Raw genomic sequence first — 24,328 nt, 5'->3', positions numbered from 1 at the left:
TGGTCGAGGGCAGCCAGTTCTCGCCTGAAACCGGATATTCCCGATGCCATGACTTTTGCGTCATTCCAGAACACCCAGCCTGCCCCCAAGAGCAATCGCATTTCCAGCGCCAGACACGGATTGCATCGTTCCGTCATAATAACATTGCGCTGGATTTCGACGCATGCCGCAAGAGGCACTCCATCAAAGATCGCCCTCCTGCGCCAGCAGCGCCGCCGGAACGGGATAAGCCCAGCGCTCATACTGGCGCGCGATCACCGTCGCCATCAGCGTCAGTTCGGGCGAGTGATCGCCTTTACGGTGGCTCATGATGATCGGCGATGTGGCGGCCTCCTGCAGATCGCGGAAGGCCACGTCATGGCTGCGCGCACGCCGCACCGATTCGGGCACGATGGCGATCCCCTCCTCCGCCGCGACAAGACCGATCGCGATCTGCAATTCGCGCACCTCATGCACGATGCGCGGCTCAATCGCGTGGTCGCGAAACAGCGAGATCACCTGATCGGCATAGCTTGGCCTGGGCGCGCGCGGATAGACGATCTGCGGCTGATCGGCCAGATCGCGCAGCGAGATCGGCCCCTCCCCTTGCGCCAGCGGGTGATCCACCGGAAAGGCAGCGATCAGCTTCTCATCGCGCAGGATGATGCGGCTGACCGCCGGGTCCTCAAAGCGGATGCGGCCAAACCCCACATCGATCCGCCCATCCTTCAGCGCCGCAATCTGCTCCAGCGACGAGCTTTCGACCAGCACCAGCTCAACATTCTCGGCCGCCTTGCGGAATTCGCGGATCAGCTCGGGCAAGCGGGCATAGATCGTCGAGGCAACAAAGCCGATCACCAGATGGCGCCGCTCGCTCAGCGCAGCGGCTTTCACCATGGCCTCCACATCATCCATGCGGGTCAGCATTTGCTGCGCCTGCGCATAGAGCAGCCTGCCGACCGCCGTCAGCCGGGGCGGCCTGATCGCACGGTCGATCAGTTGCGCGCCAACATGCGCCTCAAGCTGCTGGATCGCGCGTGACAGCGGCGGCTGGGCGATATGCAGCCTTTCGGCCGCACGGTTGAAATTGCCCTCGTCAGCCACGGCCACAAAATAGCGCAACAGGCGCAGATCGATCACAAAATACCTCCAAGGTATCTGCCTGAAACCTTATTGATCTTTGAACAAGCCTCGGCAGCGGCATATCTCAAGCGCAGACCTTAAGCATTCTGGAGAGTCGCCGCAATGGCCGCGTTGGATCGAGCCGATACCTTCATTGTCGATGTCCCGACAATCCGGCCCCATGTTCTGGCCATGGCCACCATGCATGTCCAGTCGATGGTGATCGTCCGGCTGGCCGACAACGACGGCGTGGAAGGCCTTGGCGAAGGCACCACCATCGGCGGGCTGAGCTATGGCGAGGAAAGCCCCGAAAGCATCAAATCGGCGATCGACACCTACATCCTCCCCATCCTGCAAGGCTGCGACATCGCGCAGGTCGGCGCGACGATGGCGAAGGTCGCCACAGGCGTGCGCGGCAATCACTTCGCCAAATGCGCGGTGGAAACCGCCTTGCTGGATATGGCGGGCAAGCGCCTTGGCGTGCCGGTCTCCGAACTGATCGGCGGTGGCCGCCGACGCAGCAGCCTGCCCGTCGCCTGGACGCTGGCCAGCGGCGACACATTGCGTGACATCGCCGAGGGCGAGGAGATGCTGGCCCAGCGCCGCCACCGCATCTTCAAGCTGAAGATCGGCAAGCGCAGCGTGCGCGAGGATGTCGCCCATGTTGGCGCCATCTGCAAGGCGCTGGGCGACCGCGCCAGCGTGCGCGTCGATGTGAACCAGAACTGGTCCGAAGCGCAGGCCAGGCTGGGTATGGCCATGCTGCATGATGTGGGCTGCAATCTGGTCGAGCAGCCCATCGCCGGGGACGACATCGCCGCCATGGCCCGCCTCTCCGCCGCCCAGCCGGTGCCGCTTATGGCCGATGAGGCGCTGCAAGGCCCCCGCAGCGCGCTGCGCATCGCCTCGGCCCATGCCGCCGGGGTCTTTGCGCTGAAAATCGCGCAATCGGGCGGACTTTTCGCCACGGCAGAGGTCGCCGCCATCGCCGCGGCAGCCGGGATCGGCCTTTATGGCGGCACGATGCTGGAAGGCAGCGTGGGCACCATCGCCTCGGCCCATCTCTTCGCCACCCTGCCCGAACTGGCCTGGGGCACCGAACTCTTCGGCCCCCTGCTCCAGACGGCGGAGATCCTCACCCAAGCACCGGTCTACCGCGATTTCTCGCTGGAGGTGCCGACCGCCCCGGGCCTCGGCATCGCGCTGGACGAGGACAAGCTGGCCCATTTCCGCCGCGACCGCACCGCCCCCACCCTTCACGCGCTGAGCACAGGAGCCTGACCACCATGCTGTTCATGGTCGAAATGGACGTCAACATTCCGAATGACTTCGACCCCGCCGAAGCCGCGCGGATCAAGGCCGAAGAAAAGGCTTTTTTCCAGAAGCTTCAGGCGTCCGGCGTCTGGCGGCATATCTGGCGCAAGGTCGGGCTCTATTCGAATGTCTCGATCTTCGATGTCGAGAGCAATGCCGCGCTTCACGACACGCTGATGGCGCTGCCGCTGTTCCCCTTCATGACCCTGAGCGTGACACCGCTCTGCCGCCACCCCTCGTCGATCCATGAGGATGATCGCTGAACACTGGCATCAACTGACATTGGGAGAGAATAAAATGGACGTCAGCTTCGTAAAGACCCCCGAAATCCAGCAGCTGCTCGACCGCGCCTCGGGCGTGAACGAAAGCGGCGGCAATCCACGCCTCAAGGCGATCATGCGCGACTTCACGCAAAGCATGATGGAACTGATCGTGCGCCATGACATCTCGGAAAGCGAGTTCTGGCTGGCCGTCAAATTCCTGGCCGATGGCGCGGGCGAATTCGGCCTGATCATGCCCGGCACCGGGCTTGAGCACTTCCTCGACCTCTATATGGACGCCAAGGATGCCGAGGCGGGCCTGTCGGGCGGCACGCCGCGCACCATCGAGGGGCCGCTCTATGTGGCGGGCGCCCCGCTGGTCGAGGGCAATGTCAACCTCAGCACCGATCCCGATGAGGGCACGCAGGTGCTGCATATGACGGGTTCCGTCACCGGCCCCGATGGCGAGGCGGTCAAGGATGCCATCGTCCATGTCTGGCATGCCAATTCCAAGGGCTGGTACTCGCATTTCGACCCCACTAGCGAGCAGACGCCCTTCAACAACCGCCGCCGCATCAAGCTGGGTGACGATGGCCGCTATGCCTTCCATTCCAAGCAGCCCAGCGGCTATTCGGTGCCCCCCGGCGGCGCGACCGATCAGCTGATGCAGGCGCTGGGCCGCCATGGCAATCGCCCGGCCCATGTCCATTTCTTCATCGAGGCGCCCGGCTATCGCACGCTGACCACGCAGATCAATTTCGGCGACGATCCCTTTGCTGCCGACGATTTCGCTTTCGGCACCCGCGAGGGCCTGCTGCCCGTGCCCAGCCGTCAGGGTGACAGCGCCTATATCGCCTTCAATTTCCAGCTGCAGCGCGCCCATGATGAAGGCGACGAAGGCTTCTCGGCTCGCACCCGCGCCGAAGTCAAAGCTGCAGAAAACGCCTGACGGCGCCATCGGGAGAGAGCACCATGCATGACCATCTGATGCAGCGCATTTCAAGCGCCGTGGTCGACGATCCGAAGACCGGCATCTTCCGCTGCCGCCGCGATGTCTTCACCGATCCCGAATTGTTCGAGCTGGAGATGAAATACATCTTCGAGAGCAACTGGGTCTATCTGGCCCATGAAAGCCAGATCGAGAAGAAGAATGATTACCTCACCGCCTGGATCGGCCGCACCCCCATCATCCTGACGCGCGGCAAGGATGGCGGCCTGAACGGCATGGTCAATGCCTGCGCCCATCGCGGCGCCAAGCTGTGTCGCCGCAAGCGGGGCAACCAGCCGCTCTTCGTCTGCCCCTTCCACGGCTGGAGCTTCAAGACCGACGGCAAATTGCTGCGCGCCAAGGATGCCAGCAGCGGGGCCTATCCGGAAAGCTTCAACCATGAAGGATCGCATGATCTGACGATGGTACGCGTGGAAAGTTATCGCGGCTTTATCTTCGGCTCTCTCAACCATGATGTGGTTTCTCTGGAAGATCATCTGGGTGAAACCAAAGTCATCATCGACCAGATGGTCGATCAGGCGCCCGAAGGTCTGGAGGTGCTGACCGGCAACTCCACCTACACCTTCGACGGCAACTGGAAGATGCAGATGGAAAACGGCTGCGACGGCTATCACGTCAGCTCCGTCCATGAGAATTACCAGTCCACCATGGGTCGCCGCGCCGAGGGGGGCACCAAAGCCGTCGATGCCAATGGCTGGTCGAAGGCGCCCGCCAGCGGCGTCTATGGCTTCGAGCATGGTCATATCCTGCTCTGGACCCAGGTGCTCAATCCCGAGGTGCGCCCGGTCTGGCATCTGAAGGGCCAGCTGGAGGAGCGTCTGGGCGCAGACAAGGCGCGTTTCATTCTGGAGCAGACGCGCAATCTGGCGCTTTACCCCAACGTCTTCCTGATGGATCAGTTCTCCACCCAGATCCGGGTGGTGCGCCCCATCGATGTCCACACCACCGAGGTGACGATCTATTGCTACGCCCCCAAGGGCGAAAGCGCGGAGGATCGCGCCCATCGCATCCGGCAATATGAGGACTTCTTCAATGTCACCGGCATGGGCACGCCCGACGATCTGGAGGAATTCCGCAGCTGCCAGTCGGCCTATGAAGGCGCGGGCGCCTTGTGGAATGACCTGAGCCGTGGCGCCCTGCGCTGGATCGACGGGCCCGATGCCAATGCGGCGGCCATGGGCATGAACCCGCTGCTGTCGAGCGAGCGCAGCGAGGATGAAGGCCTCTTCGTGCGCCAGCATGAGTTCTGGGCCCGGATCATGCTGGATGGCCTTGCCCGGGATGCCCGGCCCATGATGGAGGCGGCAGAATGACACTTCTGGCTGAACAAGCGTTGGCCTATGCCGACATCTGCGCCTTCCTCTATCGCGAGGCCCGCCTGCTCGATGATCGCGCGTTTGACGCATGGCTGGACTGCTATGCCGAAGGCGTCGAATACTGGATGCCCTCCTGGACCGATGACGATGCGCTCACCACCGATCCGCAGAGCCAGATCTCGCTGATCTATTACGGCAACCGCAAGGGGCTGGAAGACCGCGTCTATCGCCTGAAGACCGAGCGCTCCTCGGCCAGCACGCCCGAGGCGCGGACATCCCATTTCATCGCCAACATCGAAGTCCTCGATCACCGCGATGGCGCAATCGACCTGCGCTACAACTGGCATACGCTGAGCCATCGCTACCAGCATACGGATCAATTCTTCGGAACCACCTTCCTGACGCTGGATACGGCAGATGAAGCGCTCAAAATCCTGAAGAAGACCATCGTCCTGAAGGATGATTACATCCATCAGGTCATCGACATCTACCATATCTGAGGAGCCGGAGCGGTGATCTTTCAACAACGCTTTGCCGGCAAGGTCATGGTGGTGACCGGCGCGGCACAGGGCATCGGCGCGGGTGTGGCCACGCGCGCGGCGGCGGAAGGGGCGAAGCTCGTCCTTGTGGACCGCGCCGACTTCGTCACCGAGGTCGAACAGGCAATCACCAGCGCTGGTGGGCAGGCCATCTCTGTGCGCTGCGATCTTGAAACCCATGAAGGCGCGGCGCAGGCCATGGCGGCGACCATCGCAGCTTTCGGGCGCATCGATGTGCTGGTCAACAATGTCGGCGGCGCGATCCGCATGCGACCCTATGCCGATTTCGAACCCGCGCAGATCGATGCTGAAATCCGCCGCTCGCTGATGCCCACGCTTTACTGCTGCCATGCGGCGCTGCCCGCCATGCTGGCTCAGGGCAGTGGCACCATCGTCAATGTTTCCTCCAATGCCACGCGCGGCATTCGCCGTGTGCCCTATTCGGCAGCCAAGGGCGGCATCAACGGGCTGACGCAGGCGCTGGCCATGGAATATGCCGAGGCGGGCATCCGCGTGGTGGCCACCGCGCCGGGCGGCACAAGCGCCCCGCCGCGCCGCGTGCCCCGCAACGCCGAGGGCGACAATGCCCGGGAACAGGCATGGATGGCCGAGGCGGTGGCTCAGGTGACTTCATCGGCCTTTATGAAACGCTATGGCACGCTGGACGAGCAGATCGCGCCGATCCTGTTCCTCGCCTCTGACGAGGCCAGCTACATCACCGGCTCGATCCTGATGGTGGCCGGTGGCGATCTGGGCTGAAGCGCCTTCGCCCTTTTGAAAACCCGCGTTGAACAACAGGAACCCGCAACGTGCCCACACTGATTATCGTCAACCGCTCGGGCGACAAAACCGCTGTCGAGGTCTCGGAAGGGATGTCCGTGATGGAAGCCATCCGCGACAATGGCTTTGACGAATTGCTGGCCATGTGCGGCGGCAATTGCTCTTGCGCCACCTGTCATGTCTTCGTCGATGCCCCATGGCTCGCGGCGACCGGCCAACCCGGCGAGGATGAGGACGATCTGCTCGATTCCAGCGATCATCGCTCGGCAGGATCGCGCCTGTCGTGCCAGATCGCCATGACCGCCGGGCTTGACGGCCTGCGCGTCACCATCGCCCCGGAGGATTGACCCATGGCTTTTACCGATGTGCCCGGCGGGCGCCTGTATTGGAAGCGTGACGGCAGGGACGATGCTCCGGCGCTGGTGCTGCTCAATTCGATCGGCACGGATATGGATCTGTGGGATGAGGTTCTGCCTCATCTGCGCGATAACTTCGCCCTGCTGCGGATCGACACGCGCGGTCATGGCGCCTCCCCCGCCGCGCCGGGGGATTGGTCCCTGCCGCTTCTGGCGCAGGATGTGCTGACGGTGGCCGATGCTGCCGGGCTGCATCGCTTTTCGCTCGCAGGTGTGTCGCTGGGCGGCATGATCGGGATGGAACTGGCTTTGCTGGCCCCTGAAAGGCTGGAAAAGCTGGCGCTGATCTGCACCTCCGCCACCATGGACAGCCAATCGTGGGATGACCGCATCACCAAGGTGCGCGCGCAGGGCATGGCCGCCATCGCCGATCTGGCGATGGGGCGCTTCCTGTCCGATGCGGCCCGGCCTGCGGTGTTCGAAAGCGTGCGGCGCCAGTTGATCGCGATGGATGCGCAGGGCTATGCCGGATGCGGCGCGGCGATCCGCGATATGGATCTGGCTGGCCGCATCTCCGCCATTGCCAGCCCGACGCTGGTCATCACCGGCACCCGCGACACATCGACGCCCTTCGCTGGCCATGGCGAGCATCTCCTCGCCCTGATCCCCGGCGCGGCGCATGTGTCGCTGGAGGCCGCACATCTGGCGCCGCTCGAAGCGCCCGAAGCGCTGGCCGCAACCCTCACCGCCTTTCTGGAGGCGCAGAGCCATGGATAAATCGGAGGTTGTCATCGTGGGGGCCGGGCATGGCGGGGCGCAATGCGCCATCGCTTTGCGCCAGAACGGCTTTGCGGGAACGATCACCGTGATCGGGCGCGAACCGGAGTACCCCTATGAGCGCCCGCCCCTCTCCAAGGAGTATTTCGCCCGCGAGAAAAGCTTCGAGCGCATCCTGATCCGCCCGCCCGCCTTCTGGGCGGAGAAGGCCATCGCCTTCCGTCTGGGCACCGAGGTCACAGCGGTCGATCCGCAGACCAAGGTTTTGACGCTGTCCGATGGGCAGAGCCATGGCTATGGCCAGCTGGTCTGGGCCACCGGTGGCGATCCGCGTCGCCTGTCCTGTGCGGGGTCAGATCTTGCCGGCGTCCACAGCGTGCGCACCCGCGAGGATTGCGACCGGCTGATGGCCGAGGTTGACGGCGGGATCAAAACCGTCGTGGTGATCGGCGGCGGCTATATCGGGCTGGAAGCAGCCGCCGTGCTCACCAAGGCAGGCCTGAGCGTGAGTTTGCTCGAAGCCTTGCCGCGCGTGCTGGCGCGCGTCGCGGGCGAGGATCTCTCCGCCTTCTATCAGGCCGAGCATCGGGCGCATGGTGTGGATCTGCGCATGGGTGCGGCCGTCGATGGGCTTGAGGGCAAGGATGGACATGTCACCGGCGTGAGGCTCGGCGATGGCGTGGTCGTTCCTGCCGAGGCGGTGATTGTCGGCATCGGCATCGTGCCTGCGGTCGCCCCACTGATCGCAGCCGGAGCCAAGGGCGCGAATGGCGTGGAGGTCGATGATCTGTGCCGCACCTCCCTGCCCGATGTCTTCGCGATCGGCGACTGCGCGGCTTTCGCCTGCGGCTTTGCCGGGGGTGCGGTGATGCGGGTGGAATCGGTGCAGAACGCCAATGATATGGCCACATGCGTCGCCAAGGCGATCTGCGGCGATCCGCAGCCCTATCGCGCTTTTCCGTGGTTCTGGTCCAACCAGTATGACCTCAAGCTGCAGACCGCCGGGATCAATCGCGGCTATGATCAGGCGATTATCCGCGGCGATCCGGCCAGCCGTTCCTTCTCGGTGGCCTATCTGCAGGAGGGGGTGCTGCTGGCGCTCGACTGCGTCAATCGGGTCAAGGACTATGTGCAGGGCCGCAAGCTGATCGAAGCCGGCGCCAGGCCGGACCTCGACCGGCTGGCCGATGCGGAACAGGCGCTGAAAGAGCTGATCTAGCCCTCCAGCGCGCGATCGACGACGCGGCTCGGGCGTGCCGTGCATTCCTATCGATACAATGAGGATTCGATATCTTGCGCTCCTTCGGCGTTTCCAGCACCATCAGGCTGAAAAACAGAAGGGGTGACGGTCATGGCAGATATCAGTTTCAGCATACCCGCAACATTGCTGGCCTTTGATGACCAGAACGGTGCCGAAACCGGCTTTCGCGGCGATTCCGTCGATGCGGGCTCGCTTGGGCGGCTCGTCGGCATCGTGATGGCGGCGGAACCGGCGGAGCGCTGGCGCTATGCCATTCGCACCGATGACACCTCGCCCCTGAGGGCCGATCAGATCGCCACGCTGGCCAGTTCGCGAAGCTATGCGGATTGGCACGCCGGCCAGATCTGACACGCCATATCTGACATAAGGCGGGAGGCCGGTGGCAGCATCGGCCATCCCGCCGGATCATCACCAAAGCGGATGCCCGTTGGTGGTTTGATGATCGGCGGCTATAGGCGGCAGCGATGGAAACAGACCTGTCCCTCCCTTTGCCGGGCCATGGCGGCGTGCGATATGGAACGCTGCGATGAAGGACATCAGCCTTCTGCCTGATTGCACGCATTGCGCGGCGCTGTGCTGCATGGCGCTGGCCTTTGACCGCTCAAGCCAGTTCGCGATCGACAAGGAGGCCGGTCAGGCTTGCCCGAACCTCCATGCGGATGGCGGCTGCACGATCCACGCCCGGCGCGCCGATCTTGGTTTTCACGGCTGCATCAGCTTCGATTGTCTGGGCGCCGGGCAGCGGGCGACCGCGCTCTTCGCAGGGCGCGACTGGCGCAGCGATCCCTCGCTGATCGAGCCCATATCCGGGGCCTTCAGCGCGCTGTTGCGCGTCCACAAATATCTGTCGATGCTGGATCTGGTGGCGACGCTCGATATGTTTGGGGCCGAGCGCGAGAACGCCGCAGCCTTACGCAGAAGGCTGGAAGAGATCGACCTCCAGAGTGACGATATGGCTGCGCTCCAGACGCGGATCGACGGCTTTCTGCAAAGCCTGAAAGGGTATGTGCAAGAGGCGCGGTGATTTCGAGCGGCCCCTGCTAGTGCCTATGCCTCACCGCCAAGCTTGCGCGAAAGCGCAGCGATCAAGGCGGGCGGATCGGCAAAGAGATGCTCGCTGTCATGCCCCGCCATCAGGCCGATCCTGCGCTGGGCCTTGAAGCCTTTCAGCCCGGGCCGCGCCACGCCTTCATGGCGATGGCTGCGCGGCATCACCGTGATGCCCAGCCCCGCTGCAACCATTTGCAGCACCCGGTCATCATTGGTCGAGCGCAGCGCGAAATGCGGGCGCACGCCGCGCTCGGTAAAAAAGCGGCTGGTTTCGGAGAGCGCCTCGCAATGGCGGCGCACGATCATCACCTCATGGGCCAGTTGTTCGGCGGTGATCTCGGCCTCGCCTGCCAGAGGATGCGTGGCGGGGATGGCCAGCGCATAACCCTCTGTCAGGATCACCCGTTCCAGAAAGCGCTTTGAGCCGCGATCCACCAAAGTCAGCGCCAGATCGATCCGCCCCTTGGCCAGATGGCTGAGCAATTCCCGCTCATCGCCAAACAGCAGTTCGAAGCGGTGGCTTTCGGTAGGGCGCGTTTCCGCCACGGCATCGGCCACCACGACATCGGGAATGCTGCTCAGCACGCCGAGGCGCAGCACGGGCAGATCGGCAGCCCCGATCATATCCTGCGTCGCCACGTTGAAGGCCCGCTCGATCCGCCGCGCATGGGGCAGGAAGCGCGCGCCTGCCTCGGTCAGTTCCACCCGCTGGTTGGAACGGATCAGCAGCACATTCTCCAGCGCGCGCTCCAGCTTGCCGATGCCCACCGAGAGCGTCGGCTGCGTGACATGGCAGGCCGCCGCCGCGCGGGAAAAGCTGCCGTGATCCACCACGGCGAGGAAATAGCGGATCAGATAACGGTCGAACATGCTGCGGACTTCTGCTGGGCGGATATTGACTTCATAGATACGATCAATGCAGTACCGGCACAAACTTCAATTTCCCTCGATGCGCCCGGCACGTTAACCTGCTGCAAAAGAGGAGAGATGCCGTGAGTGATTTCGATTTCGGGCTCGGTGAAAATGCCGATATGATCCGCGAAAGCACCACCCGCTTCGCCGCCGAGCGCATCGCTCCGCTGGCGGCGAAGATCGATGCGGAGGACTGGTTCCCGCGTGACCTGTGGCCCGAAATGGGCGCACTGGGCCTGCATGGCATCACCGTGGAGGAAGTGTTCGGCGGGCTCGGTCTGGGCTATCTGGAGCATGTGGTGGCGCAGGAGGAAGTGGCCCGCGCCTCGGCCTCCATCGGCCTGAGCTATGGCGCGCATTCCAACCTCTGCGTCAATCAGATCCGCCGCTGGGGCAATGAGGCGCAGAAGGCCAAATATCTGCCCAAGCTGATTTCGGGTGAGCACGTCGGCTCTCTGGCCATGTCCGAAGCTGGCGCGGGCTCCGATGTGGTCTCGATGAAGCTGAAGGCCGAGAAAAAGGGTGACCGCTACATCCTCAACGGCACCAAATTCTGGATCACCAATGCCGCCTATGCCGATACGCTGGTGGTTTACGCCAAGACTGGTGAGGGTTCCAAAGGCATCACCACCTTCCTGATCGAGAAGGATTTTCAGGGCTTCTCCATCGGCCAGAAGATCGACAAGATGGGCATGCGCGGCTCGCCCACGGCGGAACTGGTGTTCGAGGATTGCGAGGTCCCCGAAGAGAACATCATGGGGCCGCTGAACGGTGGCGCGGGTGTTCTGATGTCGGGCCTCGATTATGAGCGCACCGTGCTGGCGGGCATCCAGCTGGGCATCATGCAGGCCTGCCTCGATGTGGTGCTGCCCTATGTGCGGGAGCGCAAGCAGTTCGGCAAGGCCATCGGCACGTTCCAGCTGATGCAGGCCAAGGTGGCCGATATGTATGTGGCGCTCAATTCCGCGCGGGCCTATGTCTATGCCGTGGCCAAAGCTTGCGACGCGGGGCGCACCACCCGCTTCGATGCGGCGGGCGCGATCCTGCTGGCCAGCGAGAATGCCGTGAAGACCGCGCTGGAAGCGGTGCAGGCGCTGGGCGGCGCGGGCTATACGAAGGACTGGCCGGTGGAGCGTTTTCTGCGCGATGCCAAATTGCTCGACATCGGCGCCGGGACCAATGAGATCCGGCGCATGCTGATCGGGCGGGAGTTGATCGGCTGATGAGCGCGCCTGTTATCGACAGCAAGCTGTCAGCCGCCACCCACGCCGATCACAACCGCGCTTTGGCGCAAGAGCTGCGCGAGAAGGTGGCAGCAGCCGCAGCGGGCGGTTCAGACTCCGCCCGCGCCAAGCATGTCGCGCGCGGCAAGCTGCTGCCCCGTGAGCGGGTGGAACGCCTGCTCGATCCGGGCAGCCCTTTTCTGGAGATCGGGCAGCTGGCCGCCAATGGCCTTTACAACGATGAGGTGCCCGGCGCCGGGATCATCGCCGGGATTGGATACGTCTCCGGGCGTCAGGTGATGATCGCCTGCAACGATGCCACCGTGAAGGGCGGCACCTATTTCCCGCTCTCGGTGAAGAAGCATCTGCGCGCTCAGGAGATCGCGCTGGAGAACCGCCTGCCCTGCCTCTATCTGGTGGACTCGGGCGGCGCCAACCTGCCCAACCAGGCCGAGGTCTTCCCCGACCGCGATCATTTCGGGCGCATCTTCTTCAATCAGGCGCAAATGTCGGCGCAGGGCATTCCGCAGATCGCCTGCGTGATGGGCAGCTGCACGGCGGGCGGCGCCTATGTGCCCGCCATGTGCGACGAAAGCGTGATCGTGCGCCATCAGGGCACGATCTTCCTCGCCGGCCCCCCGCTGGTGCAGGCCGCGACGGGCGAAGTGATCTCCGCCGAGGATCTGGGCGGCGGCGATCTGCATGGCCGCAAGTCCGGCGTGGTCGATCATGTCGCGGAGAATGATGAGCATGCGCTCTCGATCCTGCGCGACATTGTTTCCACCTTCCCGCCCGCCCCGCCGATCACCCTCAATCTGCGCGCGCCCAAGCCGCCGAAGTACGATCCGCAAGAGCTTTACGGCATCATCCCGCAGGATGTGCGCGCGCCCTATGATGTGCGCGAGGTGATCGCCCGCATCGTGGATGGCAGCGAATTCCATGAGTTCAAGCCGCTCTATGGCACCACGCTGGTCTGCGGCTTTGCGCATATCCACGGGCTTCCGGTGGCAGTGCTGGCCAACAATGGCGTGCTGTTCAGCGAAAGCGCCTTGAAAGGCGCGCATTTTATCGAACTGGCCTGCCAGCGCCGGATTCCGCTGCTGTTTTTGCAAAACATTTCCGGCTTTATGGTCGGCGGCAAATATGAGGCCGAGGGCATCGCCAAGCATGGCGCCAAGCTGGTAACCGCCGTTGCCACGGCCTCTGTGCCCAAGATCACCGTGCTGATCGGCGGCAGCTTCGGCGCTGGCAATTACGGCATGTGCGGGCGGGCCTATCAGCCGCGCTTCCTCTTCACCTGGCCCAACGCGCGCATCAGCGTGATGGGCGGCGAGCAGGCCGCCAGCGTGCTGGCCACCGTCCACCGCGACGCCGCGAGCTGGACTCCAGAACAGGCCGAGGCCTTCAAGGCCCCGATCCGCGACCGGTTCGAGCAGGAAGGCAACCCCTATTACGCCACCGCGCGCCTGTGGGACGATGGCATCATCGACCCGGCCCAGACGCGTGACGTGCTGGGTCTGGCCTTTGCCGCCACGCTGAACGCGCCCGTGCCCGAAGCCGCGAAATTCGGCGTGTTCCGGATGTGATGGAAGGATAAACCCAATGCTCACCTCCATCCTGATCGCCAATCGCGGCGAAATCGCCTGCCGCATCATCCGCACCGCGCGTCGACTGGGGCTGCGCACCGTGGCCGTCTATTCCGATGCCGATGCGCAGGCCCTGCATGTCCGCCTTGCCGATGAGGCGGTGCATATCGGGCCTTCGCCGGCGCGTGAAAGCTATCTGGACGGCGCGCGCATCATCGCCGCTGCCCGGCAGACGGGGGCGCAGGCCATCCATCCCGGCTATGGCTTCCTCAGCGAGAACGCGGACTTCGCACAGGCCGTGATCGATGCCGGGCTGGTGTGGGTTGGCCCGCCGCCCGCCGCCATCACCGCCATGGGGCTGAAGGATGCCGCCAAGAAGCTGATGCAGGAAGCGGGCGTGCCCACCACCCCCGGCTATCTGGGCGAGGACCAGAGCGAGGACCGCCTGAAACGCGAGGCCGATGCCATCGGCTATCCCGTGCTGATCAAGGCTGTGGCGGGCGGCGGCGGCAAGGGCATGCGCAAGGTGGATGCGGCGGAGGATTTCGCCGACGCCTTGCTCTCCTGCCGCCGCGAGGCTGCCGCCAGCTTCGGCAACGATCATGTGCTGCTGGAAAAATGGGTCAGCAACCCGCGCCATATCGAGGTGCAGATCTTCGGCGACAGCCATGGCAACGTCGTCCATCTTTTTGAACGCGACTGCTCGCTGCAACGCCGCCACCAGAAGGTGATCGAGGAAGCCCCGGCGCCGGGCATGGATGCTGAAACGCGCGCCGCGATTTGCGCAGCGGCAGTGCGCGCGGGGCAGGCGGTGGACTATGTCGGCGCGGGCACCATCGAGTTTATCGCCGATGGCTCGGAGGGTCTGCGCGCCGACCGCATCTGGTTTATGGAGATGAACACCCGCCTGCAGGTGGAGCATCCCGTCACCGAGGCGATCACCGGGCAGGATCTGGTCGAATGGCAATTGCGCGTGGCCAGCGGCGAGCCCCTGCCCCGCACGCAGGATCAGCTTTCCATCAACGGCTGGGCGATGGAAGCGCGCCTCTATGCCGAAGACCCGGCCAAGGGCTTTCTGCCCTGCATCGGCACGCTGGATCGCTTCGAGATCGGCACGAATATCGAAAGCGCTTGCCGCATCGACACCGGCGTGGAGCAAGGCGCGGAGATTTCCCCCTTCTACGACCCGATGATCGCCAAGGTGATCGCCCATGGGCCGGATCGCGATGCCGCGCGCAGACAGTTGGCCGGGGCGCTGGGCAACACGGTGATCCATCCGCTGAAAACCAACGCCGCCTTTCTGGTCAAGGCGCTGGAGCATCCAGACTTTGCCGCGGCAAGGCTCGACACCGGGCTGATCGCGCGGGCGGGCGATGCGCTGCTACCCTCGCCTCAACCCTCGGCGCAGGCGCTGTCCCGCGCCGCCGCGCGTTTGGTGGCGCCCGGCCTGCTTTCCGGCTTTCGCCTGAATGCACCGCCGCATCGGGAAGCCCGCTTTCTGCTCGACGGCCATGAGGTCACCGTCACCCTGCCGCCTTCCGGCGCAGCAGAGCATGCGGAAGACGTGCTGGTGGCCGAGGGCGGGCAGGTCTGGCATCTCACCCCATGGCGCGCTGCCGCCACGGGCGGCCCGGATCTGGCCGATGGCGCGATCCTTTCGCCCATGCCGGGGCGGATCATCGCGGTGGCGGTCACGCAGGGGCAGCACGTCACCAAAGGCCAGAAGGTGCTCACCGTGGAGGCCATGAAGATGGAACACAGCCTGCTCGCCCCCTTCGACGGCACGGTGGCGCAACTCGATGCCGAAGAAGGCGCTCAGGTCAGCGAAGGCGCGCTGCTGGCGCAGATCGACAAGGCGGAGGACAAGTAATGGCAGGCCGTTTCTTCGATCAATGGTCCATCGGCGACCAGATCGCCCATGAAATCCGCCGCACCGTCACCGAGACCGACAATCTGCTGTTCTCGACCATGACTCACAACCCCCAGCCGCTGCACCTCGATGCCGAGGCGGCCAAGGCCAGCGAGTTCGGCCAGATCATCGTCAACGGCACCTTCACCTTCGCGCTGATGGTGGGGCTTTCAGTGGGCGAGACCACGCTGGGCACGCTGATCGCCAATCTGGGCTATGACAAATTGGTCATGCCCAAACCGGTGTTTATCGGCGACACCCTGCGCGCCGAGACCGAAATAGCCGATCTGAAACCCAGCAAATCCCGCCCCGGCGCAGGGATCGTCACCTTCCGGCACCGCATGCTCAACCAACGCGACGAGGTGGTCTGCGAATGCCTGCGCATGGCGCTGATCAAGGGTCAGGACGCGCAAGGATGAAACTCCGCTCGCTGCTCTTCGTCCCCGCCGACCGGCCCGAACGTTTCGCCAAGGCGGCGGCCAGCGGCGCCGATGCGCTGATCCTCGACCTTGAGGATTCCGTCGCGCCGGAGAAGAAGGCGGAAGGGCGCGAGCATATCGCCCAATGGCTGGCCGGGCCCCGCATCTGCCCCAGCTTCGTGCGGATCAACCCGCTCGACAGCGGTCTGGCAGCCGAGGATCTGGCCGCGATCCTGCCCTTCCATCCGGACGGTCTGGTGCTGCCCAAGGCCGAGGGCGCAGTCAGCGTCGAAGCGCTGGTTACCATGCTGGGCGCAGCAAAACTTCCCATCCTGCCCATCGCCACCGAAACCCCCGCTGCCATCTTCCAACTGGGCAGTTATCAGAAGGTCAGCCAGCATCTGGCCGGCCTGACATGGGGCGCCGAGGATCTGCCCGCCGCCATCGGCGCCGCCACCTCACGCGAAACCGACGGCCGCTACACCGCGCCTTACGAAATGGTGCGCGGCCTCACCCTGTTCGGCGCTCATGCCGCCAACACAGCCCCCATCGAAACGGTCTTCCCGAGCATCAGCGATCCCGAAGGCCTCACCGCCTATGTGGCCCGGGCGCGCCGCGACGGCTTCACCGGCATGATGGCCATTCACCCCGCCCAGATCGAGACCATCAACCAGGGCTTCACCCCCAGCGCGGCAGAGATCCGCCATGCTCAAGCCGTGGTCGACGCCTTTGCGGCCAACCCCGGCGCGGGCGCCCTGAAACTGGAGGGCAAGATGATCGACCGCCCTCACCTGATCCAGGCCCGGCGCATTCTGGCGATGGCTGGCTAAAGGTTCGGGCGGCCTTAGCGGCCGCATCTCACAGCATCATCGGAGACGATCGGATCCTCACCATCGCCGAATGTGGTGACCGAAAGCACGGCAGCCCCCCGCTTGTAGCCATAGCTGCAAAAGCCGAACCCCGTGCCCGAGCAGCTTTCCACCTCGATCACGCCCTTGCGCGCCAGATCGGCCTCGCGGCTGTCGCTGCGGTGACCGGGGCCGCCGTGGTTAATCGGGCTCCAGCCCGCAGCGATCAGGCGCGCGCGGGCCCTTGTGACAGGCAGATGATCAATCCGGGGCACCGCGCCGCCGCAGGTCTGTTCCTCCGCAGCCAGAGTGCCGATGACCAAGCCTTGGTCCGTGAGGCGCAGATCGGCCAGCGGCATGGGGACGACATCGCCATCCCAGATCCGCAGCCCGACTTTGCCGAAACCCGCGATATGACCGATGTCCGCCTTAGCGCCGGCACGCATAGCGGCGAGCGCCACTAGCCTGCCGCCCTGATAGACGGCCAGATGCCCCTTGCTCACTTCGCATGTGCCGCTGGTGGCAGGCTCGAAACCGCCTGCGAAGCTGACGATCTGATAGGCGCCGATGCGCCCCTCACCCGTCACGCCCCAGCCCGCCGCCGCCAAGGCTCGCGCTGCGGAGGATTGGGGTGACAGCGCAAAACCGCCGCAATCCGCCTGACTCGCCGCGCTGGCGGGTGCCTTGGGCAGCGCTGTGGCCGCGCTGAAAGACATGTCCTTGATCTGCGAAACAAAGCCCGATGCTTCAGCCGCCGCAGCCTTTTCCGGAACCGCCGATGAGACCGATTGCGAAGCCGTTGTGGCCGCCTCATGATCGCCATGCCCCGCAGAGCAGGCACTGATCAGCCCCATGACGGCGATGGGCAAAAGACGCTTTATCGCGATCAAAGCCTCACCCTTCCGCCCGTATCACCGCCAGACTTTCGCGCACGCGGGCCAAGGCCAGCGCCTCCGGCTCCTTCTCGCCCATCAGGGCGAAGGAGCCGTTGATGTCGAACATGCAATGCCCATGCACCGTCGCCACCAGAGAGCGCGCCAGACGCATCGCCTGTTCCTGCTCGGCAGAGGGCAACACGGCGCGAATTTCCTGCACCACGATCTCGGTCAACTGGCCGCGCTGGAGATGCTGCTCCTCGGGAATGGTGACATCGGGCGGCAGGTGGTGATCATAGATCGCCATCCAGATGTTGCGATTGGCCCGGGCAAAGCTGAAATAGCCCTCGACCAGCGCGCGGATACGGTCATCCCCGCCCTGCTCCAGCGCATCGCGCAGATGGTCGGTCCAGAGCGCGAAGGTGCGCGTGTTGATGGCGATGATCAGCTGATCATAGGTGCCGAACACATTGTAGAGCGTGCCGATCGAATAGCCGATCCGCTTGGCCACTTCCCGCGCCGAAAATCGGGCAAAGCCGACATCGGCCATATGCTTGTGGCCCTCAACAATGAGCATCTGTTCCAGCTCTTTGCGGCTGTGGTCTGATCGTCTGCCCATGGCCACAGGCATAGTGGTTTCCGCAAAAAATGTACAGCGTGGAATTTTTAATTGATCGCCGATCAATTGCCCGATACGCTGGCATGGCAACAACAGACATGGGCCTGCCCATGCGACCCCGACAGGCAGGCCTCCCCCCGATTGCCACCTGTCACCAGAAGGAGAATGGCATGAACCCCGCCATGCGTTTCGCCACGCTGCTTGCGCTCGCTGCGCCCCTGTCGCTCACCCTGCCCGCGCAGCAGGCTGCCGCCGCGCCCGTTGCCTCGCAGCAGAACTTCAAAGCGTTCTTCAGTGATTTCCGTTCTGCCGTGCTGGCCCATGACCGCGCCAGGGTGGCCGGTATGGTCAAATTGCCCTTCAAGGATTTCTCGGAAGGGCCAGTCAACCGCAGCGCCGCCACCCGCGCGCAGTTCATCGCCAATTTCGACAAGCTTTTCACCCCCGGCGTGGTCGCCGCGATCCGCACTGGCAAGATCCGCGCCTTCCGCCCCGGCAGCGATGACGGCGAGGCCCCCGGCCCGCTGATGAAAGGCGAATATCTGCTGAACGCGACAGACATCAAGGAACAGCTGGTCTTCTCTCCCAAAGGTGGCGGCTATGTGCTCAGCCGGATTCCCTTCTACTCCTGAGCAGACGGCGCCGGAAAGGAAGCCATAATGACCAGCAGCCCCTCCCCCATGGCTGGCCCGCAGCCTGAAAACGATCCGCAAGGCTGGCCATTGCGCGCCTGGGGCCTGACACTGCTTGGCGCCATCGCGGGCCTCTCGATCTACTGGATCGCCCGGCCTGATCGCTATTTTCCCGAGCTTGATCACCGCGATCTGCGCATGGCATCGGCAACCTTCATGGCCACCGCCGCCGCGCTGCTGGGGCTGCTGATCGAACGCACGCGCCTGCGCTGGAGCCTGTCTTTCGCCCTGATCGGCGCCGCGCTGGTCGGGCTGACGGTCTATTGGAATGTGCCCTCTCAGGCCTCCGACCAGCCATGGCGGATCGGCTGCGCGGCGCTGGCCGTAGCCATGGCCACGCCGCTGTTTCAGGCCTGGCGCGGGGCGCAGCCAGAGCAAGGCCCGCTGGCCTGGCACCTCTCCTATCGCGAGGTGCACCCCCATGCCTGGACCGATGCTGTGCTGGGCGTGGCGGCCTGGGCCTTTGTCGGCGTGGTCTGGGCGATGGCACTGCTGCTGGGGCAGCTCTTCAAGCTGATCGGCATCGATGGGCTGGAGAAGCTGCTCGACAAGGAATGGATGGCCTTCACCCTGACCGGCGCCGCGCTGGGCGCCGGCATCGCCCTGCTGCGCGACCGCTCCGCCATGCTCACCCTGCTGCAACGCGTGGTGACCACGGTGCTGTCCGTACTGGCCCCGGTGCTGGCTTTGGGCCTGCTGATCTTCCTGCTGGCGATCCCTTTCACCGGCCTTGCCCCGCTGTGGAACGCCACCCGCTCGACCAGCCCGATCCTGCTGGGCTGCATCATCGGCGCGCTTTGCCTCACCAATGCGGTGATCGGCGAGGAAGAGGCCGGGGAAGCCCGCAGCCCCCTGCTGCGCGCCGCCGCCGGGGTGCTGAGCCTTGCCATGCTGCCGCTGGCGCTGATCGCAGCTTTCTCGACCGGCCTGCGCATCCAGCAACATGGCATCACGCCGGACCGGCTCTGGGCGGTGATCTTCACCGGCATGGCCTGCGCCTATGGGCTGGCCTATCTGGTCTCCATCGCGCGCTATCGGCGCGAGGCGGCCCCGCATCTGCGACAGGCCAATCTGCGGCTGGCTTTTGCGCTGACGGCGGCCTCGCTGCTGCTGGCCACACCGCTGCTGAACTTCGCCGCCATCTCCACACGCGATCAGGTCGCACGGCTGGAGGATGGCCGCCTCAAGCCTGACGACTTCGACTGGGGCGCCCTGCGCTTCGATTTCGGCCAGAGCGGCATGGAGGCGATCCGGCGCCTCGCCAGCCAGGGCGCAACGCCCGCCATCCGCGCCGCCGCCGCCCATGCTCTGAGCCCGATGAGCCGCTATGAGCTGACGCCTCACAAGGAACCGCCCCGCCCCCGGATGAACCCGGCGCGTCTTGTCGTGCTGCCACGCGGCACACAGCTGCCACCCGCCCTCTTCGACCAGCTGGCCGATTACAGCGCCTGCGGTCCCGATGCCCACTGTGTGGTCATGCACAAGCCGGACAGCGATGACGCCGTGATCGTCACCGCTCTGGGCTCGACCCTCTATCACTTCGATGGCAAGATATGGGCCGTGGACCGCCATGCCCTGTCCCATGACAAGGCCGAGGACGAACGCATCGCGCGCGGGATTAAAACGGGCAAGGTGGAGGTGCGCAACGTCAAGCGCCGTCAGGTCTATGTCGATGATGTTCCGCTGGGCGATGTCTTTTGAAGAGGCCGTGTCGGGAGAGGTAGGATGAGTTTTCTGCTGGCCCTTGCCGCTCTGGCCGCCCTGCCGTCCGGTTTCGAGACTCTGGTGCAGGCGGGCAAGGATGCGCCCTTCTGCACGGCGGATGGCGAGATCTGCGTCTCGGCCACGGATGAGGGCGCCTTTGCCGTCACCAGCAAGGGCCAGCCGCTCGGCACATGGAGCGAGGATCAGGACGACGACAGCTTCGAGCCGTTGCCCATGCTGCTGCGGCTGAAGGGCGGCGCTCTGCTGGTCAGCATCGGCGTGCAGCAGCATCAGATGTATTCGGGCGGCAATGCCGATGTGGAGGCGCAGCGCCTGATGCTGCTGCGCCCCGGCGCCGATCCTCGGGCCGTGCTGGAGGTGCCCTATCGCAGCGATATCTCGATCCGCGCCTGCTTCAGCGAGAAGGATATGAAACAGCGCGCCGGCGCCTGCCACGATGATTATGCGCTGACGGGCGATCTTTCCGTCGGGCCCCGTGCCGGTGATCTGCCCGATCTGCTGCTGAACGTCAGATCCACAAGCTTTCCGCGGGGTGTCAGCCGGGATGCGGATTCCCTTGCCCTGCCCCCGCTGACCAAACGCGATCTGGTGACGAGCGAGGACAAGGCCTGCACCTATCGCCGCGCCTTCCATTTCGATGCCGCCGCGGGCGAATACCGCCCCGATGCCCCGCTGCCCGACTGCGGACAGTATACGACGCCGTAAGCCTTACCGGCTCTGCGCCCGGCCTGACGCCGCCCATTGCAGGATCGCGGCCGTCAGCGCATCAGCCAGTTCATGGCGCCCGCCCGGGCCGATCACCACGAAATCCACCATGGGCAGCGCGGGCAGCCCCGCCTGCACCACAGCCAGCCCCGGCGGCATCAGCCGCGCCGAATGCGGCAACACGCCGATGCCTGCGCGCGCCGCCGCCGTCAGCCCGGTCAGGCTGGCGCTGGTGAGCGCAATCCGCCACGGCTGGCCGAGGCGTTCCAGCACCTCCAGCGCGCGGGCGCGGGTGACGCTGGGCGCGGGATAGAGCAGCAGCGGCAAAGGCTCGCCCGCAGAGGGGCGGTAATCGGGGCGGCCCAGCCAGACGATGGGCTCGCTCCAGGCCAGCGTGCCGCGCTGATCGCCCCGGCAGCGCTTGACCACCAGCACATCGAGCAGCCCGGCCTCGAACTGGTCATAGAGCGTTTCGCTCAAACCTGCGGTGAGTTCCAGCGTCACCTCCGGCGAGCGGCGCACGAAATCGGCCAGCACATCGGGCAGCGCGGAGAGCACGAAATCCTCCGAAGCGCCGATCCTCAACCGCCCGCGCAGCCGCGTGCCAGAGAGGTAACGCCCCATCCGCTCATGCGCATCCAGCACGCGACGGGCGTGATCGAGCATCGCTTCGCCCTCGGCAGTGATCGCCACGCGGTGCGTATCGCGATCGAGCAGGCGGCGGCCTGTCGCTTCCTCCAGCCGCTTGATCTGCTGGCTGATGGTGGACTGGCGCAAGCCCAGCGCCCGCGCCGCGCCGGAAAAGCTGCCAGCCTGAGCGACAGCAACCAGAGCGCGCAGCAGATCGGGGGCGATCAGCCCGGCGTTGTTATCATGAACCATGATGACTGTTACCACGGTCACCTGAATTGTGCATCACCAATCTCGGGCGTAACCCCAACCGCAGACAACAGGGAGTTTACGCCATGTCCACCCTCCGCACGCTGATCGACCGCTCCCCCATCGATCCCTATCTGCTGATGCTGATCGGCACGGTGGGGCTGGCCGCGCTGTGTCCGGCGCAGGGCGCGGGCAAACCCATCGCCGATGCGGCGGTGGCTCTGGCGGTGGCGCTGCTCTTCTTCCTCTATGGCGCGCGGCTTTCACCTCAGGCGGTATGGAGCGGCCTTGCCCATTGGCGGCTGCAGGGGCTGACCTTTGCCAGCACCTTCATCCTCTTTCCGGTGATCGGGCTGGGCTTGCAGGCCTTGCTCAAGCCCTTCCTGCCGCATGATATTCTGGTCGGCATTGTCTATCTCTGCCTGCTGCCCTCCACGGTGCAAAGCTCCATCGCCTTTACCTCCATCGCGCGGGGCAATGTGCCCGCCGCCCTGTGCAGCGCTTCGGTCTCCAACCTGCTGGGGGTGGTGATCACGCCCGTGCTGGTCTCGCTGCTGCTGCCCGGCTCCAGCGTCGGCTTTTCGGCCCATGCGCTGGAGGATATCGGCGTGCAGATCCTGCTGCCCTTCGTGGTCGGGCAGGCCGCCCGCCCGCTGATCGGCGACTGGCTGCTGCGCCACCGCACGCTGACCTCGGTGGTCGATCGCGGATCGGTGCTGCTGGTGGTCTATGCCGCTTTCAGTGCGGGCATGGTGGCGGGCGTGTGGTCGCGCCTCTCGGTGGCGGATCTGGCGGTGGTGCTGGTGCTCTCCTTGCTGGTGCTGGCGCTGGTGATCGCCGCCACGACGTTTGCCAGCCGCCGTCTGGGCTTCTCCGTGGCCGATGAGATCGCCATTGTCTTCTGCGGATCGAAGAAGAGCATGGCGGGCGGCATCCCCATGGCCACCATCCTCTTCCCCGGCCATGCGGTGGGCATGATCGTGCTGCCGCTGATGCTGTTCCATCAGGCCCAGCTGTTCGTCTGCGCCACGCTGGCCCGCCGCTATGCCGCGCGCGATGAGCAGACCATCGATGCCGTGGCGGTGGCCGCCTGAAGACTCAGGGTTTGGCGGAGGTTTCGGAGGAGGCCGGGCAGGCCTCCTTCATCAGCGTCTCCGGGTCATCATCCCCCATCCCGCGATAATAGAGGGTGAGATGTTCAGGCTCCTCGCTGGCAATATAGGCGGTGAAGCCCTGAGCGTTGGAGGTGCCCTCATAATGACGGGGCACCTTCCCGCAGGCGACCAGCGTATAATCGAGACCCGGCAAAGGGTGCTTGCCCGAAGGGCCGGTCAGCCGGAAATCCTCGCCATAAGGGCCCGAGCCGAATCTTTCGCGCAGGCGCCAGTCGCCCGGCTTGATGCGGAAGGGCAGAGCGATCACCGGCGTGCGACCCTGAGCATCGGTGACGCCCTGATAGACCTTCTTGCGGTCCGCCACGAAAGGCAGATTGCGCCCCTTCACATTCTGGATGCTGAGCGCAAAGGGCTGGTCGGGCTGAGGCTTGCCATGCCAGTCGCGCAGTTCGAACTGATAGAGATGGCGCCCTTGCCCCAGTTGCGGCGGGCCCAGCGGTTTGATCTGGGCCGGCCCTGAAAAGGCCGGGGAAGCGCCCTGATCGCCGGCGCAGCCCGTCAGCACGGCCAGAGCCAGCAGGCTCAGCATCCTTCCCTTCAAACCGGCTTCCCTTCCCTCTGCCTCCACGCGAGGCATGGCTGATAAAGCATGGGAGGCCGCTGATTAAGCGAAAAGAAACAGGCCCTTCAAGCCGGGACCCTATGGCGCACCATGTCCGGCCCGGGGGTTGGGCAGGATCGGCGCAGCTCAGCGCCGGGCGTGACCGCCATCGGAAAAGAACGAGGCCACGACGAGGAACACCACCAGCGGCGCCAGCAGAGCCAGCACGCCATCCCCGGCGGCTTGCCAGACCGCGCGATAGATATAGCCGCCCCCCAGCGCAGCCAGCAGCGCCACCAGAGCATAATCGACCCGGAGCTGGTGCTGGCGCGCGGCAGCCTTCACCGCTGGGCCCTGTCGATGATGGTTTCTGGAATGCTGCTTGCTGTGCATGGGGGCTCTCCGGTCCTCGATTGAACCGGAGCCTTATGTGACCCTGCAAAGCCGCAAGCGCCAA

The 24,328-nt window shown here is 64.8% G+C and carries 27 protein-coding genes; 20 read left to right on the top strand and 7 right to left on the bottom strand.

Translation table 11 applies throughout. From position 1 onward, the window contains the following. Positions 1-183 precede the first annotated feature (183 nt). Positions 184-1,116: a LysR family transcriptional regulator gene (locus HGK27_RS05280; RefSeq protein WP_206242835.1), complete on the bottom strand. Its 933-nt coding sequence runs from the start codon at positions 1,114-1,116 to the stop codon at positions 184-186. Between the two features lie 108 nt (positions 1,117-1,224). Between HGK27_RS05280 and HGK27_RS05275 the strand changes: the two genes are divergently transcribed. The 11 genes from HGK27_RS05275 to HGK27_RS05225 all read left to right on the top strand — a co-directional run bounded on the left by HGK27_RS05275 (position 1,225) and on the right by HGK27_RS05225 (position 9,737). Then, complete coding sequence (locus tag HGK27_RS05275; RefSeq protein ID WP_206239314.1) at positions 1,225-2,382, top strand: muconate/chloromuconate family cycloisomerase; 1,158 nt, start codon at positions 1,225-1,227, stop codon at positions 2,380-2,382. A gap of 5 nt (positions 2,383-2,387) precedes the next feature. Further along, complete coding sequence (gene catC, locus HGK27_RS05270; protein WP_206239312.1) at positions 2,388-2,678, top strand: muconolactone Delta-isomerase; 291 nt, start codon at positions 2,388-2,390, stop codon at positions 2,676-2,678. A gap of 34 nt (positions 2,679-2,712) precedes the next feature. Then, positions 2,713-3,624, top strand: a complete 912-nt coding sequence (locus HGK27_RS05265; RefSeq protein ID WP_206239310.1) for a dioxygenase family protein — start codon at positions 2,713-2,715, stop codon at positions 3,622-3,624. A gap of 23 nt (positions 3,625-3,647) precedes the next feature. Then, on the top strand, positions 3,648-4,997 hold the full coding sequence (locus tag HGK27_RS05260) for a Rieske 2Fe-2S domain-containing protein (RefSeq protein ID WP_206239308.1): 1,350 nt from the start codon (positions 3,648-3,650) through the stop codon (positions 4,995-4,997). Further along, on the top strand, positions 4,994-5,500 hold the full coding sequence (benB, locus tag HGK27_RS05255; protein WP_206239306.1) for a benzoate 1,2-dioxygenase small subunit: 507 nt from the start codon (positions 4,994-4,996) through the stop codon (positions 5,498-5,500). The genes HGK27_RS05260 and benB overlap by 4 nt, the downstream gene beginning before the upstream one ends. Positions 5,501-5,512: 12 nt before the next feature. Beyond that, positions 5,513-6,298, top strand: coding sequence for a benzoate diol dehydrogenase BenD (gene benD, locus HGK27_RS05250; protein WP_206239304.1), 786 nt, complete (start codon positions 5,513-5,515; stop codon positions 6,296-6,298). A gap of 50 nt (positions 6,299-6,348) precedes the next feature. After that, positions 6,349-6,666 carry a 2Fe-2S iron-sulfur cluster-binding protein gene (locus HGK27_RS05245; protein ID WP_206239302.1) on the top strand — a complete coding sequence of 106 codons (318 nt, stop codon included), beginning with the start codon at positions 6,349-6,351 and terminating at the stop codon, positions 6,664-6,666. 3 nt (positions 6,667-6,669) lie between these two features. Next, on the top strand, positions 6,670-7,452 hold the full coding sequence (gene pcaD, locus HGK27_RS05240) for a 3-oxoadipate enol-lactonase (protein WP_206239300.1): 783 nt from the start codon (positions 6,670-6,672) through the stop codon (positions 7,450-7,452). After that, entirely contained in the window at positions 7,445-8,671 is a 1,227-nt protein-coding gene (locus HGK27_RS05235; RefSeq protein WP_206239298.1) for an NAD(P)/FAD-dependent oxidoreductase, read from the top strand. Before pcaD ends, HGK27_RS05235 begins: the two co-directional genes overlap by 8 nt. A gap of 132 nt (positions 8,672-8,803) precedes the next feature. Next, positions 8,804-9,061, top strand: a complete 258-nt coding sequence (locus tag HGK27_RS05230) for a hypothetical protein (RefSeq protein ID WP_206239297.1) — start codon at positions 8,804-8,806, stop codon at positions 9,059-9,061. A gap of 178 nt (positions 9,062-9,239) precedes the next feature. Then, positions 9,240-9,737, top strand: a complete 498-nt coding sequence (locus tag HGK27_RS05225; RefSeq protein WP_206239295.1) for a hypothetical protein — start codon at positions 9,240-9,242, stop codon at positions 9,735-9,737. A 23-nt stretch (positions 9,738-9,760) separates the two neighbouring features. Here the strand turns inward: HGK27_RS05225 and HGK27_RS05220 are convergent, their stop codons facing one another. Beyond that, positions 9,761-10,633: a LysR family transcriptional regulator gene (locus HGK27_RS05220; RefSeq protein ID WP_206239294.1), complete on the bottom strand. Its 873-nt coding sequence runs from the start codon at positions 10,631-10,633 to the stop codon at positions 9,761-9,763. 122 nt (positions 10,634-10,755) lie between these two features. Between HGK27_RS05220 and HGK27_RS05215 the strand changes: the two genes are divergently transcribed. The 5 genes from HGK27_RS05215 to HGK27_RS05195 are packed head-to-tail and all read left to right on the top strand — an operon-like array spanning position 10,756 to position 16,642. After that, entirely contained in the window at positions 10,756-11,898 is a 1,143-nt protein-coding gene (locus tag HGK27_RS05215) for an isovaleryl-CoA dehydrogenase (RefSeq protein WP_274617151.1), read from the top strand. Continuing rightward, complete coding sequence (locus HGK27_RS05210; protein WP_206239292.1) at positions 11,898-13,484, top strand: carboxyl transferase domain-containing protein; 1,587 nt, start codon at positions 11,898-11,900, stop codon at positions 13,482-13,484. Before HGK27_RS05215 ends, HGK27_RS05210 begins: the two co-directional genes overlap by 1 nt. A 16-nt stretch (positions 13,485-13,500) precedes the next feature. Then, positions 13,501-15,354 (top strand): acetyl/propionyl/methylcrotonyl-CoA carboxylase subunit alpha, encoded by a 1,854-nt coding sequence (locus tag HGK27_RS05205; RefSeq protein ID WP_206239290.1) that lies wholly within the window; start codon positions 13,501-13,503, stop codon positions 15,352-15,354. After that, a complete protein-coding gene (locus tag HGK27_RS05200; protein WP_206239288.1) occupies positions 15,354-15,812 on the top strand; it encodes a MaoC family dehydratase in 459 nt (152 codons plus the stop codon). The genes HGK27_RS05205 and HGK27_RS05200 overlap by 1 nt, the downstream gene beginning before the upstream one ends. Then, positions 15,809-16,642 (top strand): HpcH/HpaI aldolase/citrate lyase family protein, encoded by an 834-nt coding sequence (locus HGK27_RS05195; protein WP_206239287.1) that lies wholly within the window; start codon positions 15,809-15,811, stop codon positions 16,640-16,642. The genes HGK27_RS05200 and HGK27_RS05195 overlap by 4 nt, the downstream gene beginning before the upstream one ends. Before the next feature lie 14 nt (positions 16,643-16,656). On the opposite strand, the gene HGK27_RS05190 is transcribed toward HGK27_RS05195, so the two are convergent. Together HGK27_RS05190 and HGK27_RS05185 are read right to left on the bottom strand one after the other, a co-directional pair. Then, positions 16,657-17,529 carry a hypothetical protein gene (locus HGK27_RS05190; RefSeq protein ID WP_206239285.1) on the bottom strand — a complete coding sequence of 291 codons (873 nt, stop codon included), beginning with the start codon at positions 17,527-17,529 and terminating at the stop codon, positions 16,657-16,659. A 25-nt stretch (positions 17,530-17,554) separates the two neighbouring features. Next, positions 17,555-18,112: a TetR/AcrR family transcriptional regulator gene (locus HGK27_RS05185; RefSeq protein ID WP_241126854.1), complete on the bottom strand. Its 558-nt coding sequence runs from the start codon at positions 18,110-18,112 to the stop codon at positions 17,555-17,557. Between the two features lie 212 nt (positions 18,113-18,324). Between HGK27_RS05185 and HGK27_RS05180 the strand changes: the two genes are divergently transcribed. Genes HGK27_RS05180 through HGK27_RS05170 form a run of 3 tightly spaced genes read left to right on the top strand, consistent with a single transcriptional unit; the run spans position 18,325 to position 21,276 of the window. Further along, positions 18,325-18,786 (top strand): hypothetical protein, encoded by a 462-nt coding sequence (locus HGK27_RS05180; RefSeq protein ID WP_206239281.1) that lies wholly within the window; start codon positions 18,325-18,327, stop codon positions 18,784-18,786. A gap of 27 nt (positions 18,787-18,813) precedes the next feature. Continuing rightward, positions 18,814-20,547 carry a DUF4153 domain-containing protein gene (locus HGK27_RS05175; protein WP_241126853.1) on the top strand — a complete coding sequence of 578 codons (1,734 nt, stop codon included), beginning with the start codon at positions 18,814-18,816 and terminating at the stop codon, positions 20,545-20,547. Between the two features lie 24 nt (positions 20,548-20,571). After that, positions 20,572-21,276 carry a hypothetical protein gene (locus HGK27_RS05170; RefSeq protein WP_206239280.1) on the top strand — a complete coding sequence of 235 codons (705 nt, stop codon included), beginning with the start codon at positions 20,572-20,574 and terminating at the stop codon, positions 21,274-21,276. A gap of 3 nt (positions 21,277-21,279) precedes the next feature. Here HGK27_RS05170 and HGK27_RS05165 read toward each other — a convergent pair whose 3' ends face one another. Further along, positions 21,280-22,158, bottom strand: a complete 879-nt coding sequence (locus tag HGK27_RS05165; protein WP_206239278.1) for a LysR family transcriptional regulator — start codon at positions 22,156-22,158, stop codon at positions 21,280-21,282. An 83-nt stretch (positions 22,159-22,241) separates the two neighbouring features. On the opposite strand from HGK27_RS05165, the gene HGK27_RS05160 reads away from it, so the two are divergent. Beyond that, complete coding sequence (locus HGK27_RS05160; protein WP_206239276.1) at positions 22,242-23,249, top strand: bile acid:sodium symporter family protein; 1,008 nt, start codon at positions 22,242-22,244, stop codon at positions 23,247-23,249. A 4-nt stretch (positions 23,250-23,253) separates the two neighbouring features. Here the strand turns inward: HGK27_RS05160 and HGK27_RS05155 are convergent, their stop codons facing one another. Then, positions 23,254-23,859 carry a hypothetical protein gene (locus tag HGK27_RS05155; RefSeq protein WP_206239274.1) on the bottom strand — a complete coding sequence of 202 codons (606 nt, stop codon included), beginning with the start codon at positions 23,857-23,859 and terminating at the stop codon, positions 23,254-23,256. 159 nt (positions 23,860-24,018) lie between these two features. After that, positions 24,019-24,264: a hypothetical protein gene (locus tag HGK27_RS05150; protein ID WP_206239272.1), complete on the bottom strand. Its 246-nt coding sequence runs from the start codon at positions 24,262-24,264 to the stop codon at positions 24,019-24,021. Between the last annotated feature and the right edge of the window lie 64 nt (positions 24,265-24,328).

Origin of the sequence: Novosphingobium terrae (genome assembly GCF_017163935.1) — a bacterium.
GTDB lineage: Bacteria > Pseudomonadota > Alphaproteobacteria > Sphingomonadales > Sphingomonadaceae > Novosphingobium > Novosphingobium terrae.
This window is presented reverse-complemented; position numbering and strand designations above follow the sequence as displayed.